At 66.1% G+C, this 15,162-nt stretch carries 12 protein-coding genes; 6 read left to right on the top strand and 6 right to left on the bottom strand.

The genetic code is table 11. The annotated features are described in order from the left end of the window. Positions 1-58 precede the first annotated feature (58 nt). From GXY35_09435 to GXY35_09445, 3 genes are all read right to left on the bottom strand, one after another. The gene (locus GXY35_09435) at positions 59-967 is read right to left on the bottom strand and encodes a glycosyltransferase (protein NLW94799.1); all 909 of its coding nucleotides are present in this window, start codon (positions 965-967) and stop codon (positions 59-61) included. Between the two features lie 78 nt (positions 968-1,045). Then, positions 1,046-1,855 (bottom strand): class I SAM-dependent methyltransferase, encoded by an 810-nt coding sequence (locus GXY35_09440; GenBank protein NLW94800.1) that lies wholly within the window; start codon positions 1,853-1,855, stop codon positions 1,046-1,048. Between the two features lie 96 nt (positions 1,856-1,951). Continuing rightward, entirely contained in the window at positions 1,952-3,055 is a 1,104-nt protein-coding gene (locus tag GXY35_09445) for a radical SAM protein (GenBank protein NLW94801.1), read from the bottom strand. Positions 3,056-3,292: 237 nt separating this feature from the next. On the opposite strand from GXY35_09445, the gene GXY35_09450 reads away from it, so the two are divergent. The 4 genes from GXY35_09450 to GXY35_09465 are packed head-to-tail and all read left to right on the top strand — an operon-like array spanning position 3,293 to position 8,685. Next, positions 3,293-4,495 carry a glycosyltransferase gene (locus GXY35_09450; protein ID NLW94802.1) on the top strand — a complete coding sequence of 401 codons (1,203 nt, stop codon included), beginning with the start codon at positions 3,293-3,295 and terminating at the stop codon, positions 4,493-4,495. Then, positions 4,492-6,006, top strand: coding sequence for a glycosyltransferase family 4 protein (locus tag GXY35_09455; GenBank protein ID NLW94803.1), 1,515 nt, complete (start codon positions 4,492-4,494; stop codon positions 6,004-6,006). The genes GXY35_09450 and GXY35_09455 overlap by 4 nt, the downstream gene beginning before the upstream one ends. Before the next feature lie 38 nt (positions 6,007-6,044). Beyond that, the gene (locus GXY35_09460) at positions 6,045-7,454 is read left to right on the top strand and encodes a glycosyltransferase family 2 protein (protein ID NLW94804.1); all 1,410 of its coding nucleotides are present in this window, start codon (positions 6,045-6,047) and stop codon (positions 7,452-7,454) included. A gap of 55 nt (positions 7,455-7,509) precedes the next feature. Beyond that, complete coding sequence (locus tag GXY35_09465) at positions 7,510-8,685, top strand: class I SAM-dependent methyltransferase (GenBank protein ID NLW94805.1); 1,176 nt, start codon at positions 7,510-7,512, stop codon at positions 8,683-8,685. A 33-nt stretch (positions 8,686-8,718) separates the two neighbouring features. Here the strand turns inward: GXY35_09465 and GXY35_09470 are convergent, their stop codons facing one another. Together GXY35_09470 and GXY35_09475 are read right to left on the bottom strand one after the other, a co-directional pair. Next, complete coding sequence (locus GXY35_09470; GenBank protein ID NLW94806.1) at positions 8,719-9,534, bottom strand: class I SAM-dependent methyltransferase; 816 nt, start codon at positions 9,532-9,534, stop codon at positions 8,719-8,721. A 45-nt stretch (positions 9,535-9,579) separates the two neighbouring features. Continuing rightward, positions 9,580-10,713 carry a radical SAM protein gene (locus GXY35_09475; protein ID NLW94807.1) on the bottom strand — a complete coding sequence of 378 codons (1,134 nt, stop codon included), beginning with the start codon at positions 10,711-10,713 and terminating at the stop codon, positions 9,580-9,582. Positions 10,714-10,945: 232 nt separating this feature from the next. On the opposite strand from GXY35_09475, the gene GXY35_09480 reads away from it, so the two are divergent. After that, complete coding sequence (locus GXY35_09480) at positions 10,946-12,190, top strand: glycosyltransferase family 4 protein (protein ID NLW94808.1); 1,245 nt, start codon at positions 10,946-10,948, stop codon at positions 12,188-12,190. Between the two features lie 96 nt (positions 12,191-12,286). Next, positions 12,287-13,675, top strand: a complete 1,389-nt coding sequence (locus GXY35_09485; protein ID NLW94809.1) for a glycosyltransferase family 4 protein — start codon at positions 12,287-12,289, stop codon at positions 13,673-13,675. Here the strand turns inward: GXY35_09485 and GXY35_09490 are convergent. Then, a complete protein-coding gene (locus GXY35_09490; GenBank protein NLW94810.1) occupies positions 13,672-15,162 on the bottom strand; it encodes a glycosyltransferase family 2 protein in 1,491 nt (496 codons plus the stop codon). The two genes, GXY35_09485 and GXY35_09490, sit on opposite strands and share 4 nt — an antisense overlap.

The following is a 15,162-nucleotide window of genomic DNA, read 5'->3' on the forward strand; positions in this document are numbered from 1 at the left end:
CCGCCTCCGGAAATCGCCCACGCAAAGGGGCCACTCCGCCCCCCTGCGCCGCACCTGCCTATCCTGAAAACCACGCCGCGACCCTGCCGCAACAGTCACCGAGTTGTCGAAGGACGCGGTAGTACCCGTACCTCCTCTCCCTGCGGTCCCGGAAGGAGAGCACGTTCCACGCGCCGTGTCCGAACGCGCGCAAGATCGCCTGCACATCGCCGACGCCGAGCCCTGCAATCGTCGGCGGCATCGCCTGGATGCGGCGACTGTGCTTGCGTACGGTCATCGACCACCCGCGGCCATACCGGTAGTACGACCGGAAGAGCTGTCCGGGGCCGGAGCGGTGCCGGTGCTCGACCCTGGCTCCGGGCAGATACCGCATCGCGTACCCCGCCCAGTGCACGCGCCACCCGAAGTCGATATCCTCCCCGCCCGCCCAGGTGAACTTTTCATCGAACCATCCCACCGCATCGAACACCTCCCTCCGGAAGAGGGCGTTGGCGGTATTGATGTAGGGATACGGCACGGCGTTCCCCTCGATCGCATTCTCCTGGGATTTTGCGGTGAATTCGTTGCAGTACGCCTCAAAATCATTCGTGGCCGGAGGCGCGGCGATCATCCCCCCCGCACACGCCACCCCCGGGAGCATACCGCCGACAAACTCCGAAAGCCACGCGCGATCGGCAATGCAGTCCGAATCGATGAACGCGATAAGCTCCCCTGCCGCCGCGCGCACCCCCGCATTCCTCGCAGCCGCGGCTCCCCTTTTCGGTTGGCAGAGGCACCGAACCGGATAACGGGAGACGATCTCCCGGCTTGCATCCGTCGACCCGTTGTCCACGATAATGAGATCTGCGCCATCGAAGGGGCGAGCGGCGGCGAGAACGGATTCGATGCACGGTCCGATCGTGCGTGCCGAGTTGAATACCGGCACCACCACGGAAAGTATCGGCCGCCCCACGGTTGATTCTCCCATCGTATCGATCCCCGGACATCGCGCGCGCAACTACCGCCTGCCGACAGACACACGCACGCAGCAATAGTACCAGCGGCGTCATTTGGAGCAAAGATAGAGATCCTCGTCTCTCAGCAGGCCGTATCGATGCGCGAGGCGGTCGCCGAATTCTTCGGCCCAATTGTACACGCGAACCTTGAAACCGGCGGCCTCGAGCCGCTGTGCGTAATCCTTGCCGTACAGTCTCACGTGGTCGAATTGCCCGAATCTTCGTTCTCGTTCCTTGTGATCCGTAACAGTCCGGTCTTCAACCGTGGTTGCCAGTGTCCGCGCGATGGGGACCTGGAGTATGGCATTCCCGCCGGGTTTCAACACGCGATGCAGTTCGGCCATGGCTTTCCGGTCGTCATCGACGTGCTCAAGCACGTGATTGCATATGATGAAGTCAAACCAGTTATTCGGAAAATGTATGTCGGTGACATCCATCCCGAGGACGTCGTCTTCCGGGTGTAAATCGGCGCACAGATACTCGATGCAGGCCCGACTCGAAATTAGTCCCCGGAGACAGGATTCGGGAGCTATATGCAGCACTCTTCCGGGCACATCGAGGATGCGCGTTTTTTGATGCAGGAACAGATAGACGAGCCGTTCCCGCTCCTTTGACCCGCAGCGCGGACACTGGGCGTTCCGACGATACCCTCCCCCGACCACCCGCAACTCGCTCAGTACGGGAATATCCAATCCAGACGGGAAAAATTGGCCGAATATCCCCCGGCATATCGGGCATTCGTATTCATCGCCCCAACATCGCCACTCTGCGCAGACCCTCTTCAGTCTTGCCAGATAGTGTCTGGATCGAGAGACAACGCCGATTGATTGAACATACTCACCCACGGGATGGATTTTCATTTTTTATCAGTATAACGCAAGCGCATCCGCATCGCCAGTGGGTGGAACCGGCGGCACGTTTGGGGCAGAATTCCCATCCCATGCGAGCGTAAGAACTCACCCGGCCGCCGGAGGCGGATGAGACGGACGGACGAGCCTACGCATCCTCTGCAGGAGCCCTTTGGAGAATGCGATGCGCTCGATGATCTCAGGGGGAAGCGGGCGTCGACCTCGCACGCCGACCAATCCCATTCTTTCCGCGGGGGGGATTTTCGAGAGAACGGAGTAGCGCGGGCACGCGATGCACGGGATGTCGCCGGGCGCATCCGCGCGGCCCAGCAGGGCCCGTTTCAGATGCCGGTACCCTGGATCCTCCACACACCGGGCAAGGCCCCTGTCAAATACGTTCCCGAAATCCTTCCATAGATTCACGCAGCACCCAAGAAGGCGGCCATCCCAGTTAATCTGCGGGGAGAACCATACGAGGGAACAGGGACCGGATGCCTGCCGGAGGCGCGCGCGGACGTCCCCACTTCCCGCCCCCTCCCCCGCACCCAGTCCCGTTTCGCGCGCCACATAGTCGCGGTCGCGTAGAGGGGAGAACGAAGAATCCCAGTTTGTCTTGGGGATGAAGTGCATGCCCAGTTCCCCGGCCATGCGCCGCGCCGCGGGGATCTCGTGCTCATTGTGGCCGAAGACGACGAACTGCCAGTGGAGATGCGGTGTCTCGGACCGGTACCGCTTCTTGAAATAGTTCAACCGCTCGAGATTGTCTATCACGCGCCTGAAATCGCCCCCCCTCCTGTAGAGCCCGTACGTCTCGGGAGACGCCCCGTCTATCGACACCGTCATCCCCTGGAACCCGAAACGGACCAGCGTTTCCAGCATCTCCTCGCTCACGGTGTTCAGGTTCACCCCATTCCACGCGGTGAGCGAAACCCCCCTTTCCCGTGCGTAGCGGGTGATGGCGGCGAGGTGCGGATTGAGAAAGATCTCCCCGTAGTTGGATAGTTCGATTGTGCGTATGGCGCGGTGCGCATCGACGAATCTCTTGAAGTTCTCGAACGACAGGAATCCGCGCCCGAGGAATCCCATCTGGTCCTGGCTTTGGGGGCAGACCGAGCACCTGAGCTGGCAGACGGTGGAGGCGTCGATATTCACGCTCGTGCCGAGGATGCCGTACCGGAGATAGGCAACGGCGAGATCCCTCGTCCCTCGCACCGCTGTCCGCCATGGAGGATCGGCCATGGATCACCTCGCCCCGAAAGAATCGTTTCCGCCATCGCGCTGCACCGAGCGCCGAGACGGTTTTGGGGAGCGCCGCGCGCGGTATTTTCGCCGGCAAAAAGGGATGCCCCGCTCCGCAGGTTACGATCGGTCACTGTAGCGTTGCGGGCGGATGCTGTCAAACGTTTTGTTCCGCCGCCGGTGCCGTGGTATACTTTGCCCGGAGTGCCTATGGCGGACGGACGGCAGTTCATCAGCGTGGTGGTCCCCACGCGCAACCGGCGCGATACGCTCGGCAGGTGCCTCGAGGGATTCCGCCTCCAGGCACTCCCCGCCGATTGTTTCGAGGTGGTCGTCGTGGACGACGGCTCCGACGACGGCACCGGCGCGCTGCTCGCCGAAGCCGCGAAGGGGATGCGGAACCTTCGGCATTTCCGGCAGGAGCCCGGCGGTCCCGCGGCGGCGAGGAATATTGGAATACGGGAGGCGCGGGGACCCCTCGTTCTTTTCACCGGCGACGACTGCATCCCCTCCCCCGATCTCCTCGTGGAGCACGCCCGGACGCACCGCCTGCACCCCAGCGTCGCCGTGCTCGGCTACGTCACCTGGCATCCCGATCTCGAGGTGACGCCGTTTATGCGCTACCTCGCCGTCGACATGCAGTTCAGCTTCCCGCGGATCGAGAAGACGCCGCGCAGCGTCACCTTCAACCTCTTCTACACATCCAACATCTCCGTGGAGAAACGCCTCCTCGAGGCGGCGGGGCTCTTCGACGAGGATTTCAAAGACGCCGTCTTCGAGGACGTCGAGATGGGGTACCGCCTCTGGAAGACAGGGGTGGGCACCGTCTACAACCGGAGGGCGATCACCTACCATTACCACCCCGTCACCCTCGAGGAGTACATCCGGCGCAGCGTCAAGCGGGGCCGGGCGGCCGCCCTGCTCTACAGGAAGCACCCCGAACTCAAGAGCACCGACTTCATCCACCTCGAGGACCTCACCGACCCCAAGGTGCGGTTCGACTTCTACAACGCCGTGCTCCGCTACCACAACGCAGTCGGCCTCCAGGAGGTGTTGGCGGAACCAGACGCGGCGGGCCCGATCGCACTGATCCCGCTCGAGGATCGGCTTCGGAACTGGGCCGGGGAAAGCCTCGACCGGCTCGCGGGGATCGCCCGCGGCCAGAAGACGCAGATCGAGGCGTTGGAGCGCGCCGTGCGGGACGCGCAGCAGGCCTTGCGCGCGACGCAGGAAGCGCTCGCCGAGCGGGACCGGCTCGTCGCGACACTCGATGAGAAGAACGCCCGCAAGAACGCGCGAATCGACGAACTGGAGAGGTTCGAGCTGCGGGTGAAGAGTTCCCTTCCGTTCCGTGCGTACCTCGGCCTCGCCAAGCTCCTCGGAAGAGGAAAGTCACCCGCCGGGCCCCGATGAAAATCAGCTTCGTCACCGTCAACCTGCTCGAGAACGATGCGGTAGGGAACGACATCGGCGCGCGCATCGGCATCCTCTCCCGTGCGGGGCACGACTGCCGCGTTTTCGTCTCCCGCGACTTCCCCGCTGTCCGCAGGGATTGCGCCTCCCTGGCGACGCTCGCCTCTTACCCAGAGTTCCTTCTCGCAAGCCGGTTCGCCGACCGGCTCGCCCCCTCGGCGGATGACCCCTTTCGGTGCCACCAGGACGCGGACATCTCGTTCTACAACTACTTCGGCGGGAGCGAACTATACCATTCCATCGCGCTTCCACACCGGGGGATCAGGGTCTTCGACTACCACGGGGTGACGTCGCCGGAACTCGTCGACGATGTCGCCGCGCGGGGGACCTACGAACGCGGCGTCCGGGAGACCGCCCTCGTCCGATACGCCGATTTCGCCCTGGTGCGAAGCGCCTATATGCGCGACGAGCTCGCCCGGACCTTCGGCTTCCCCGCGGACCGGATCACCGTGCTCCCCTACGAGACGGACACCTCGCGGTTCACGCCCGGCCCCCGCGACCCCGCACTGGCCCAGCGGTACGGCCTCGCGGGGCGGCGCGTGCTCCTCTACGTCGGGAGAATGGCCTCGCACAAGAAGATAGACGAGCTCGTGCAGGCGCTCGCCGCAACGCGGCGCGAGATCCCCGACGCCGTCCTCCTCCTCGTGGGCAACACCTCGGAGGCGGCCCACCGGCGGGTGATGGAGGAGGCGCTCCGTCGCGCCCGGGAGCTCGGCGTCGGGGACTCCGTGATCTTCACCGGGGAGATCGACCACGCCGCGCTTCCCGCCTACTACCGGCTCTGCGACCTGTTTGTCACCGCGAGCCGGCACGAGGGGTTCTGCATCCCGGTAATCGAGGCGATGGCGTGCGGCAAACCCGTGATCGGCGCGCGCGCGACGGCCCTTCCGGACACGATCGGCGACGGCGGTCTCCTTTTCGAACCGGGGGACCACAAGGCCCTCGCCGCCGCTGCGGCGCGCCTCCTCCGGGAGACGAAAGGCGGCGGCGACACTCCGTACCGCGCGTTGAGCCGCGCGGCGCTCGCCAGGGCGGGGCGCTTCTCAGCCGGATCGTACCGGCGCGCCTTCCTGGAGTTCGTAGAGCGGGCGGCAAAGCGGGAGCGCGGGGGGCACACGCCCGAGCCGCCGCCTCCCCCCGCCGTCTCCACCTCGCTTCCCGCGGCATTCTCGAGGTTGTGCGCCGGCGCAGACGTGTCCATCGACTACCACGACGCCTCACCGCGAAGGTTCGCAGGCCGCATGCTCAGCCGCGCGAGGGGCAAGGTCACCGCGCACCTGCGCCGCTTCTACCTCGACATCCTTGCGGCGCGCCAATCCGATTTCAACCGCTCGGCGACGCGCGCCGCGGATGAGATCGCCAGGTGCCTCTGCATCCTGAAGGATTCGCTCGACGAGCTCGACACCCGCCTGCGCAGGATCGAACAAGAACTCGAGGACCGTCGCCGCTGATCAGTCCCCGGCCCTCCGTGAAACCGAATGACGCCCCGATGACAGATCGCGCACAACCGCTGACGGCCGTCGTCGTCCTCAACTGGAACGGCCGCGCGCATCTCGAGACGTGCCTCTCCTCCATCCTCGGGCAGAGCCATCCCCGCACCGCGGCGTACCTTGTCGACAACGGAAGCACGGACGGCTCCGTCGGCTTCGTCCGAGAAAGATTCTCGAGGGTCCGCGTCATCGCGTTTCCTGAAAACACCGGTTTCTGCGCCGGCAACAACGCGGGGATGCGCGCCGCGCTCCGGGAGGGCGCGGACTACATACTCCTTCTGAACAACGACACGGAGATCGACCCCGGGTGCGTCGCGGCGCTCGTCCGCGAAGCGGAGACGGACCCGCTCATCGGCGCCTGCGGCTGCCGGATGCTCTTCTTCCACGAACGCACGTTGATCAACTCGACGGGGGTTGAAGCGTCGATCTACGGGCAGTGCTGGGACCGCGGCAAGGGACGCTTCAGCGGAGGGCGATGGCTCGAGGCGTGCGACATTCTGGCGGCATGCGGAGGCGCCCTCTTCCTCCGCGCCTCCGCGCTCCGTGAAACAGGGCTCCTGTGCGAGCGGTTCTTCACGTACTTTGAGGATGTGGACCTCTGCATCAGGTTGCGGGGCAAGGGATTCGGGGTCAGGTACGTGCCGGAGGCGGTCGTCTTCCACAAGCTCGGCGCCACCGCGGAGCTGCCGGTGTACACGCCGAGGAAGATGTTCTTCGTCCAGAGAAACCGTTTCCTCCTCGTCCTCAGGAACTGCCCCGCGCGCCTTCTTCCTTCGGTGATCATCGCCAACGCGGCGTTCGAACTGCGCCGAGCCCGGGCGCACCTTCGTCTCCGCGACGCCGATGCCCTGCTCGTGCAGGCGCGCGCCGTCATCTCCATCCTGTTCCTGCTCCCCGCCATCGCCCTCCATAGGCTCCGGACCCGCCGCGACGCGCGCGGGCGCGCGTGGTCGATGCTCCACACGCACCCTGACGCCTGCCCCGACCTCCTCCCGGATCCTCCCTCCCCTCCCGGCGAGGAGCTCTCAAACAGGGTCGTGATGGGCGCGCGGGAGGGAGGACGCGGGAAGGGATGGTACGGGCCGATGGAGGCCGACGGAACGCGTTTTCGCTGGATGGGTGCGCGGGCGACCGTTACGCTGCTTCTCCCGCCGGGGGAGGCGCGGCTCGCTCTCGTCATCGCCGATCCGTACCCGGACGCGCCGCGGAAGGAGTGCCTGGTGTACGGGGCGGGGGCCCTCCTCGGGCGCCTCACGCCGGATCGGTCGTTCAGGCGGCACGAACTCGCCTTTCACGGGAGACCGGGCGCCGTGGAGATCGTGCTGGAGGCCTCCGGGCTGATCGACGGTTTCGCGCTCGGCGAACCCGCCGACTTCTCCTTCCGCGTCAGCGAGATAGGCTTTCTCTGAATACCGGGCGGGGCGCCGGGACGATACACCGAGGTGGGAGAGGAGGCGGCACGCAATGGGCTGGGACTCATTCCCCAAGGGGACCTTGTATCGAAAAGCGCGTGAGATCGTGATGGGAACGGCGCGAAACGACTCCCTCCGGCAGATCGAGGAGCGGCTCCTCTGCATCGAGGAGTATATCCGCCAACGGCGGCGGGAGAACTCTTCGAGCGGGCAGGCGGTGTGCGCCCACGGCAGTTTCGACCAGATAGAGCTGCGGGACTCCGCGCTCGCCGTGCAGGGGTGGATGATGCTCCCGGGCGCAGCGTTCGACCGCCTGATCGTCTACATCAACGAGGCGGAGGCGGCGCGCGCGACCCCCGTGGAGAAAGCCGAGCTCGGCACCGTATTTCCCACGGTCCCGCATGCCCCGTCCGCGGGATTCCGTTTCTCCGTCGCGCTTGCGCCCGAACAGACGGAGGGGATGATCGACATCCGCGTGGCGGGGGTCACGGGGGGACGCGAAACCGCGCTGCTGGAAACGTGGTACCGCGGCGGCATCGAGTCGCTCCTCCCCGTCCCGCCCCTCGACCTGATGAAGAGGGTCACGATCTACACGTGTTTCTACATCACCGGCGGGCTGCATTCGTACCGCGACTTCTGGAGCGCGATCCGCCGGCACACCGATCCCGCGACGTTGGGCGCGGTGCTCGACTGGGGCTGCGGCTGCGGACGTCTCACCCGCCACTTCATCAGCTTCTCCGGCATCCCGCGCATCTGCGGCTGCGACATCGACGCGGGGGCGATCGCCTGGTGCGCGGAGAATCTCGCCCCGGCGCAGTTCGCGACCGTCCCGCTCCACCCGCCCGCCCCGTACGAGGACGACAGCTTCGACGCGGTGGTCGCCTATTCCGTCCTGACCCACCTGACAAAAGACGTGCAGTTGGAGTGGATCAAGGAGATGCGGCGGATACTGAAACCCGGCGGGCTCTTCCTGGCGAGCGTGCACGGCGAGTCGGCCGCCTTCGTGAGCTTCAACAAGGAAGCGCCGAATATCCTCGCGGACGGAATCTGCGACTCCTTCCATGGCGGACCGCAACTGGACGGCATCGCCCCCCCGGGCTACTACCGGGGGACGTTCCAAGCGAAGCGGTACACCCTTCGCGAGTATTCGCGGCTATTCGAGATCCTCGAATACAGGGAGCGGGGCGCGATCAACTTCCAGGATCTCGTGGTGATGCGCAAGCGCTGATATATCCGCGCGGGAGGGGGAGCGTCGCGCAGCTCAAGGACGGCGTTCGACCGATTCCTCGGCGAGATCGGGATACAGGCGCGCTCGACACGGGGAGGGAAGAAACGCGCGGGGCACCATCCTGTATCCGCAAAACCGGCACTCGCCGGCGCGAACCCGGCCCGCCCGCGCACAGGTTCGCAGCAGGGTACCCGCGGGGCAGGTCTTCTTCAGGACGAAGCCGACGCTGGTGAACCGGGACCCGCCCCACCCGTGCACACGGTCGATATGCGTATCCGGGTCGTTGAAGATTTCATCCACCGGCCGCGGGACGGCCCTTCGGTCAAGGAGGCGCAGGGAGGGATGGTGCGTGAGGAGCGCCCGGTACCAGTCGTCGCGCGGATAGAGGTCGACCGTGGCGATGAGCACCCCCCCCCAGTCGAGGACGCGCGCCATCTCGTCGATCGCCGCCAGCCGCGGCGCCATGATCTCGAGGTGCTCCAGGACGCTCACGCAGATCACGGCGTCGAAACTCCGATCCCGCCAGCTCATCGCGCGGATATCCTCGACCCGGTAATCGATGCCCACGCCGTGTCGGGCAGACATCTTCGCGTCTATACCCTCGGCTGATCCGGCCTCGGCAAAGATTTTATCCGATCCGCTGACGCGGCAGCCCCGCTGCGCACAGTAGACGCCGATCTCGCTCCTCCCGCATCCCGCGTCCAGAACCCGCAACCCGTTGCGCGGCTTCAGATTCTCGAGGACGAACGGATACTCCCACCCGCGCGTGGAATCCTCCGCCAGGCTCGCTCCCCATGCGCCCTCATCGAGATAGCGGCGGATCTCGCTTTTCCTGGCGTACCGGATCACCTTCTGCTCCCTCCGTCGGGGCGTGTGCGCGGGAATCGCGCCGGCTCACAGATCGACGACGAACGAACGGTTGCAGCGGTCCCTGATGAACGCGCAGGCGCGCTTCATCTCGTCGGGGGGGATGGAGAGGCCGATTTTTTTCGCCCGCTCGGCGAGGACGCTCGCGCGGTCCGACTGGAGCATCTCGTCGAGTATCTCGCCGTGCTCGCAGGGATGGTAGCAGGTGAGAGAGCACGGATTGAGCATCAGGGAGTAGAGGCTCCGGCACGCCGTGATCAGCTTCCCCACGGGGCCCGCCGCATCGTGCCGCGGTTTGAAGTAGGTGCTGTAGTACTCCTCCGGCTTGCAGTGCGTCCATTTCCCGTCCGGGAAGAGGAGCGCCACGAAGAACTGCCGCCAGCACCGGCTCCTGCTCCGCACCCCCTCGCGCGTCAGACCGCTGAAATCGCTCAGCCCCCGCAGCGTGATATTGATCTCCGGGAACTCCTTCTGCCATTCCGCGCTCTTCCGGAAAAACTCCCGCCACATCTCCGGGGTCTTGAGCACGGTCATCGGGCTGTCGTACGGGATGAGGGGTTTGACCTCCACGCTCATCTGGTAGGGGCTCTTCCTCTGTATCTCCGTCAGCCGGCGGAACAGCTCCGGGAGGTGCGGAAACGACTTGTCGGAGGCGGTCGGGACGATCATCACCCGCCGGAACCTGCTCCAGGAGGGGCGCGGGTGCGTCACGATCCGCTCGAGCGTGTCGAGGAGCAGGTCCCCGTCAACCCCCCGCTGCGCCTTGTTGATCTCCCCCACCCCGTCGAGGCTGAACGGGAGGATGTTGACGTACGGGAGCACCGCCATCAGGACGTCGTAGGGCCCCGTCCCGTTCGAGTTGAACTCCAGCGAAAGCCCTTCGCCGAGGCTTTCCCGAAGACGCCGCATCAGGTCCACGACACCCGGGACCAGCGTCGGCTCTCCGCCGGAGATGCAGATATGCTTGGGCTTCACCCGCAGGAGTTCCCCGAGCGCCTTCTCGTAGTCGGGTTTGCGTCTCCGCACCTCGTCGCTGTTGAAGCAGTAGACACAGCGCTGGTTGCAGTGGAAGGTGATGAGCCAGGTCACGCACCAGTGGAAGTTGGGGTAGGAACTCCTGTGCAGGCGGAGCAGCCGCTCCGTATTGATCATCAGCCCCATTGTCGCCCCTCCGAATCGCTACATCTATAAATAAAAAGTATAGCGCGATTCCGATTCCGGGGCAACAGGCCAATCGTCCAATCGGCGTGTTGATCATCGCGCCCGATGTTGGGCCGCCCACTATCCGCCCCACTATTCGTGTCCGCACTATTCGGTGCGGACGGGATGGGATTGATATATACTGTTTTTTCCGACGGCGCATTCCCTTTTCGGCGTACACAGGCGGAACCCGATGAATGTCGTTTTCGTTGCCTACGAGGACCTCCGGGGGGCGGGGGTCATCCACGCGTACAATTTCGCGTGCGAGATCGCCCGCATGGGCGACCGCGTCCTCTTCCTGATGCCGGGCCTGCGCGAGAGCGTGGGCGTGATGGATCGCGCGCCCGGGTTCGAGATCGGCATCCTGCGCTTCGATCATGCGATCCTGGTGCCGTCCCTCCGCGCCCGGATCGCCGCCTTCTCCCCCGATATCGTCCACGTCTGGACGCCGCGGAACATCCCGGCGCGGGCGGCGCTGGAAATCCGATTGCGCACCGGCGCGAGGATCGTCATCCACTACGAGGACGACGAGGAGTTCGTCTACAACCAGCAGTTCCCCCCCGATCCCCTCTTCCGAGCGCGCTACACGATCAAGACGCTCGGGTTTCCCCGCCCCGGGGAGCCCCACCCGCACCTTTGGTTCTGGAAGAACCCTCTCATCTCGGCTCTGGCGAACCGCGCGGCGGCGTCCTTCACGGCGCTCTCCCCCGCGTTGCGGGACTCGCTGGCCGCCCGCTGGTCCAAGAGGATCGACGTGCTCTACCCGGGGGTCGATCTCGACAAATTCCATCCCGGGGCCGCCCCCGCGCCGGTGCGCGAGCGGTTCGGTCTCTCGGGGCGGAAACTCGTCGTCTACTCCGGGTCCGTCGCCCTGTACCATGACTTCGATATCCTCCTGAGGGCCATCGCGATCGTTGTCCGCAAGGATCCGTCCGTCTGCCTGCTCCAGTTCGGGAGGTTCGCCTGGACCGAGGAGCGCACGCAGGCGCTCATCAATGAACTCGGCATCCGCGACCACGTCGTCCTCGGCGGCGAGGTCCCCCACAGGGAGATCCCCGCGCATCTTGCGGCCGCCGACGTCCTCGTCCATCCCGCCCGCTTCAACGATTTCAACACCTACCGCCTCCCCTCGAAGATCCCCGAGTATCTCGCGATGGGGAAGCCCGCCGTGATCTCCCAGGCGGGCATCGGCGCGGAGTTCAGGGACCGGGTCGAGGTCCTCAAGACCCGCACGGAGGACCCGGCGGAGCTTGCCGGAAAGATCACGGAGCTTTTGGGCGACGAGGCCTTGCGCGACGCCCTCGGGAAAGGCGCCCGCCTCGCGGCGGAGCGGCTCTTCAACCTCGAGGCGAACGCGCTTCAACTCCGTGGGATTTACCGATCCGTCTGCCCGGGAAAGAAGCCCGCCGCCCCCGCGCGCGGCGGACCGACGCGCTGAGGCCCCGCGCGGGTGGCGCTGCGGGGCGGCGGTTGTGCTACACTAGCGTCCGCAGATCGAGCGTCGCGGAATCGCAGCGCCTCCGGGAATGCGCCTATGAAGGTCGTGCACGTCTCTCATTTCTTCCCGCCCACGCACCACGCGGGGGCCGAGACATACGCCTACAACCTCGCCAGGGAGCTGGCGGGCCGGCACGAGGTCTCCGTCTATACACGAGACTTCCCGTCGCCCCGCGGGCCGCTTTCCGCCGCGGAGGGGTTGTTCGAGGGGATGCGCGTCCGGCGAATCCGATGTCCGCTGCCGGAGACGTTCATCCGCTCATTCATCAACGAGGAGATCCAGGCCGACTTCAGGGCCTTCCTCCTCGCAATCAGACCGGAGATCGTGCACTTCCACCACCACGTCTTCCTCTCCGTGTCGCTCATCGACGAGGCGACCTCCCTCGGGATCCCGTTCGTGATGAGCCTGCACGACTACTTCTACATCTGCCCGCAGATACAGATGTCAAGGCCGGGCCTGCGGATCTGCCCGGGCCCGCACGGGGGGATCAACTGCCTCTCCTGCGGACACGCGCTCATGAGGCGGTTCAGCACCTCGTGGGGCAAGGAGCCCGGGGACGAGGATTCCCACTCGTTCGCCGGACGCCTGATCAGGAAGGCGCTGCCGAAACACCTCGTCACCCGCATGAAGAACCGCTACCTCAGCGAGTACTACCCGCTGGGGGGGATCCAGCCGCGGAGGGCGCTCGCCGCGATGCGCCTCCGGTACGTCATCGGCCGCATCAACAGGGCCGAGGCCATCCTCGCGCACTCCCGGCACCAGCGGGAGAAGTACCTGGCGGAGGGGGTCGACGAGGAGAGGATCGCGTACGCCCCGTCCGGGATGAACCACGCGCCGTTCAAAGGTTTCTCGAAACAGCCCGGCGGCGGGAGGGTGCGCTTCTCCTACGTCGGCTCCATCGTCCCCCACAAGGGGCTCCACGTCCTCATACCGGCCTTCAACCGGCTCCCCCCCGATGCCGCGGAGCTCAACATCTTCGGTTTCACGGACCAGGTCCCCGAGTATACCGCGCACCTCCGCACGCTGGTGACGCATCCCCGCATACGGTTCCGCGGCGGATTCCCCCACACCGCCGTCGCCGAACCGTACCGCGAGACGGACGTGCTGGTCGTCCCCTCCCTCTGGCACGAGAACCGTCCCGTCGTGATCCAGGACGCGTTCCTCTCCAAGACGCCGGTGATCGCCTCGGCGGGCTGCGCGATCTCGGAATTCGTGCGGGACGGGGCGGACGGGTTCCTCTTCGAAATGGGCGACGTCGACCAACTCGAGCAGGCGCTGATGCGCTTCGTCGCCGAACCGGGGCTCGCCGCGCGGCTCGGCGGCAATGCGCCGCCGGTCCTGAGCATCGAGGAGGACGCGCGCCGAATCGAAAAGCTCTACGAGTCGAGCATCGCGGGGCGCCGGCCGGCGTACCTGCCCCGCTAACGGGGAGAGGATCCGCCCTCTGCGGGCGAAACGTCGCCCGCCGCCGCATCCCTGATGAAGGGAGACCCCTCGGGGAGGAGGCTCACCTCGTTGAACTGCACCCCGAGGTCGTGCCGCTGCGCCCCGAGGTCGGCGGGCAGATACCGGTCGAGGGAGAAGGAGACGAGGACCGCGTCGCCGGAGGGGATGCAGGGGATCCGCAGCGTTGTCCACTCCCCCCGCGGAATCGGGAAGGCGCCCAACCGCTCCCCGTCCATCGCGACGGTCAGCACCTGCGGCCCTCCGGGATCGAGCGGCTGGAACAGGTGAAGCTGGAGCACGTTCCCGGCGCCCTTCTCCGCCGCCAGGAAGCAATCCGCATCCCGCCCCATCCACCGCGCCTGCGGAAAAACGCGACAATCCAGCGGAAGCCATCCGTCCCCCAGCACGAGATCGTTCACACCGACAAGGATCCTCCGCGGGAGCCGCTCCCCCTCCGCCGGCCTCCGGTAGTCCCATTTCGGGTAGGGCAGAGCGGCCGGGTGAACGGCCGGCAGACAGCGCGCGTACAGTCCCCGGGCGACCGAGGCGGGGAAACGGAACCTGAATCGAAGGGCCCTCGGCAGCAGCCGGAGCGCCGACAGAAAGGCCCGCAGGCGGGCGGCGAGCGACCGCCAGTCGCCCCTCCGAGCCTCCGCCGCCGCCTCCCTCCGCTGTTCTCGAATGAGATCGGGCACAACCCGCCGCGCCAGTTCATCCGCGGGAAAGTACCGCGCCATCATCAGGAGCCGGTTGCGGAGGGTCAGGTACCTCTTGCGGGGCGATCCTTCCACCCACGATGCGGAGTGCTTGTGGTAGACCACGGCGTCCGGGGCCGTGACGACCCTCCAGCCCGCCGCGCGGAGCCTGAACGACAGATCGACGTCCTCGTAGTAGGCCCTGAACGTCGCATCGAAGAGCCCCACCCTCCTTAACGCAGCCGCCCTGAGGAGGCACGCCCCCCCGGTGAAGGCGGGGACCTCCTCGCTCCGGGCGTAGCGCCCGGAGAAGAGCTCCCCCTGGCCCCTGTCGAGGCCGTAGGCGAAACGATCGAGCGCCACCCCGATGCCGTTGATCATCCTCCTGTTGGCGTGGAACATGAGGCGCGGCGCAACCGCCCCGATATCCGGCGACGCCGCGATCGTTCGCATCATCTCGGAAAGCCACCGCCGATCGACCGCCGTGTCGTCGTTCAGGAGGGCGATGAACTCGGCCCCTTCGTCCAGCGCGCGGCGCATGGCCGCGTTCATCCCGCCCGCGAACAAAAGGTTTTTGGGGTTGCGCACGACGGTCACGCCGGGGAAACGCGCGCGCACGTACTCGACGCTCCCGTCGGAGGAGGCGTTGTCCATCAGCATCAGACGGCGGGCGCCGTAGTCGAGCCGCTCCAGCGACTCGAAGCACTCCCCGAGGTTGCGGAGGCCGTTGTAATTCGACACGATGACGGTCACCGCCGGTTCTGTCGTCAT

The organism is Chlamydiota bacterium (assembly GCA_012729785.1).
Taxonomy (GTDB): Bacteria; Auribacterota; Tritonobacteria; order UBA1439; family UBA1439; genus UBA1439.

Excerpts from the sequence above, each read along its gene's own strand:
- GXY35_09455 (NLW94803.1), top strand. The coding sequence starts at position 4,492 with ATGAAAATCAGCTTCGTCACCGTCAACCTGCTCGAGAACGATGCGGTA.
- GXY35_09435 (NLW94799.1), bottom strand. The coding sequence starts at position 967 with ATGGGAGAATCAACCGTGGGGCGGCCGATACTTTCCGTGGTGGTGCCG.
- GXY35_09460 (NLW94804.1), top strand. The coding sequence starts at position 6,045 with ATGACAGATCGCGCACAACCGCTGACGGCCGTCGTCGTCCTCAACTGG.
- GXY35_09465 (NLW94805.1), top strand. The coding sequence starts at position 7,510 with ATGGGCTGGGACTCATTCCCCAAGGGGACCTTGTATCGAAAAGCGCGT.
- GXY35_09475 (NLW94807.1), bottom strand. The coding sequence starts at position 10,713 with ATGGGGCTGATGATCAATACGGAGCGGCTGCTCCGCCTGCACAGGAGT.
- GXY35_09450 (NLW94802.1), top strand. The coding sequence starts at position 3,293 with ATGGCGGACGGACGGCAGTTCATCAGCGTGGTGGTCCCCACGCGCAAC.
- GXY35_09480 (NLW94808.1), top strand. The coding sequence starts at position 10,946 with ATGAATGTCGTTTTCGTTGCCTACGAGGACCTCCGGGGGGCGGGGGTC.
- GXY35_09490 (NLW94810.1), bottom strand. The coding sequence starts at position 15,162 with ATGACGACAGAACCGGCGGTGACCGTCATCGTGTCGAATTACAACGGC.
- GXY35_09485 (NLW94809.1), top strand. The coding sequence starts at position 12,287 with ATGAAGGTCGTGCACGTCTCTCATTTCTTCCCGCCCACGCACCACGCG.
- GXY35_09440 (NLW94800.1), bottom strand. The coding sequence starts at position 1,855 with ATGAAAATCCATCCCGTGGGTGAGTATGTTCAATCAATCGGCGTTGTC.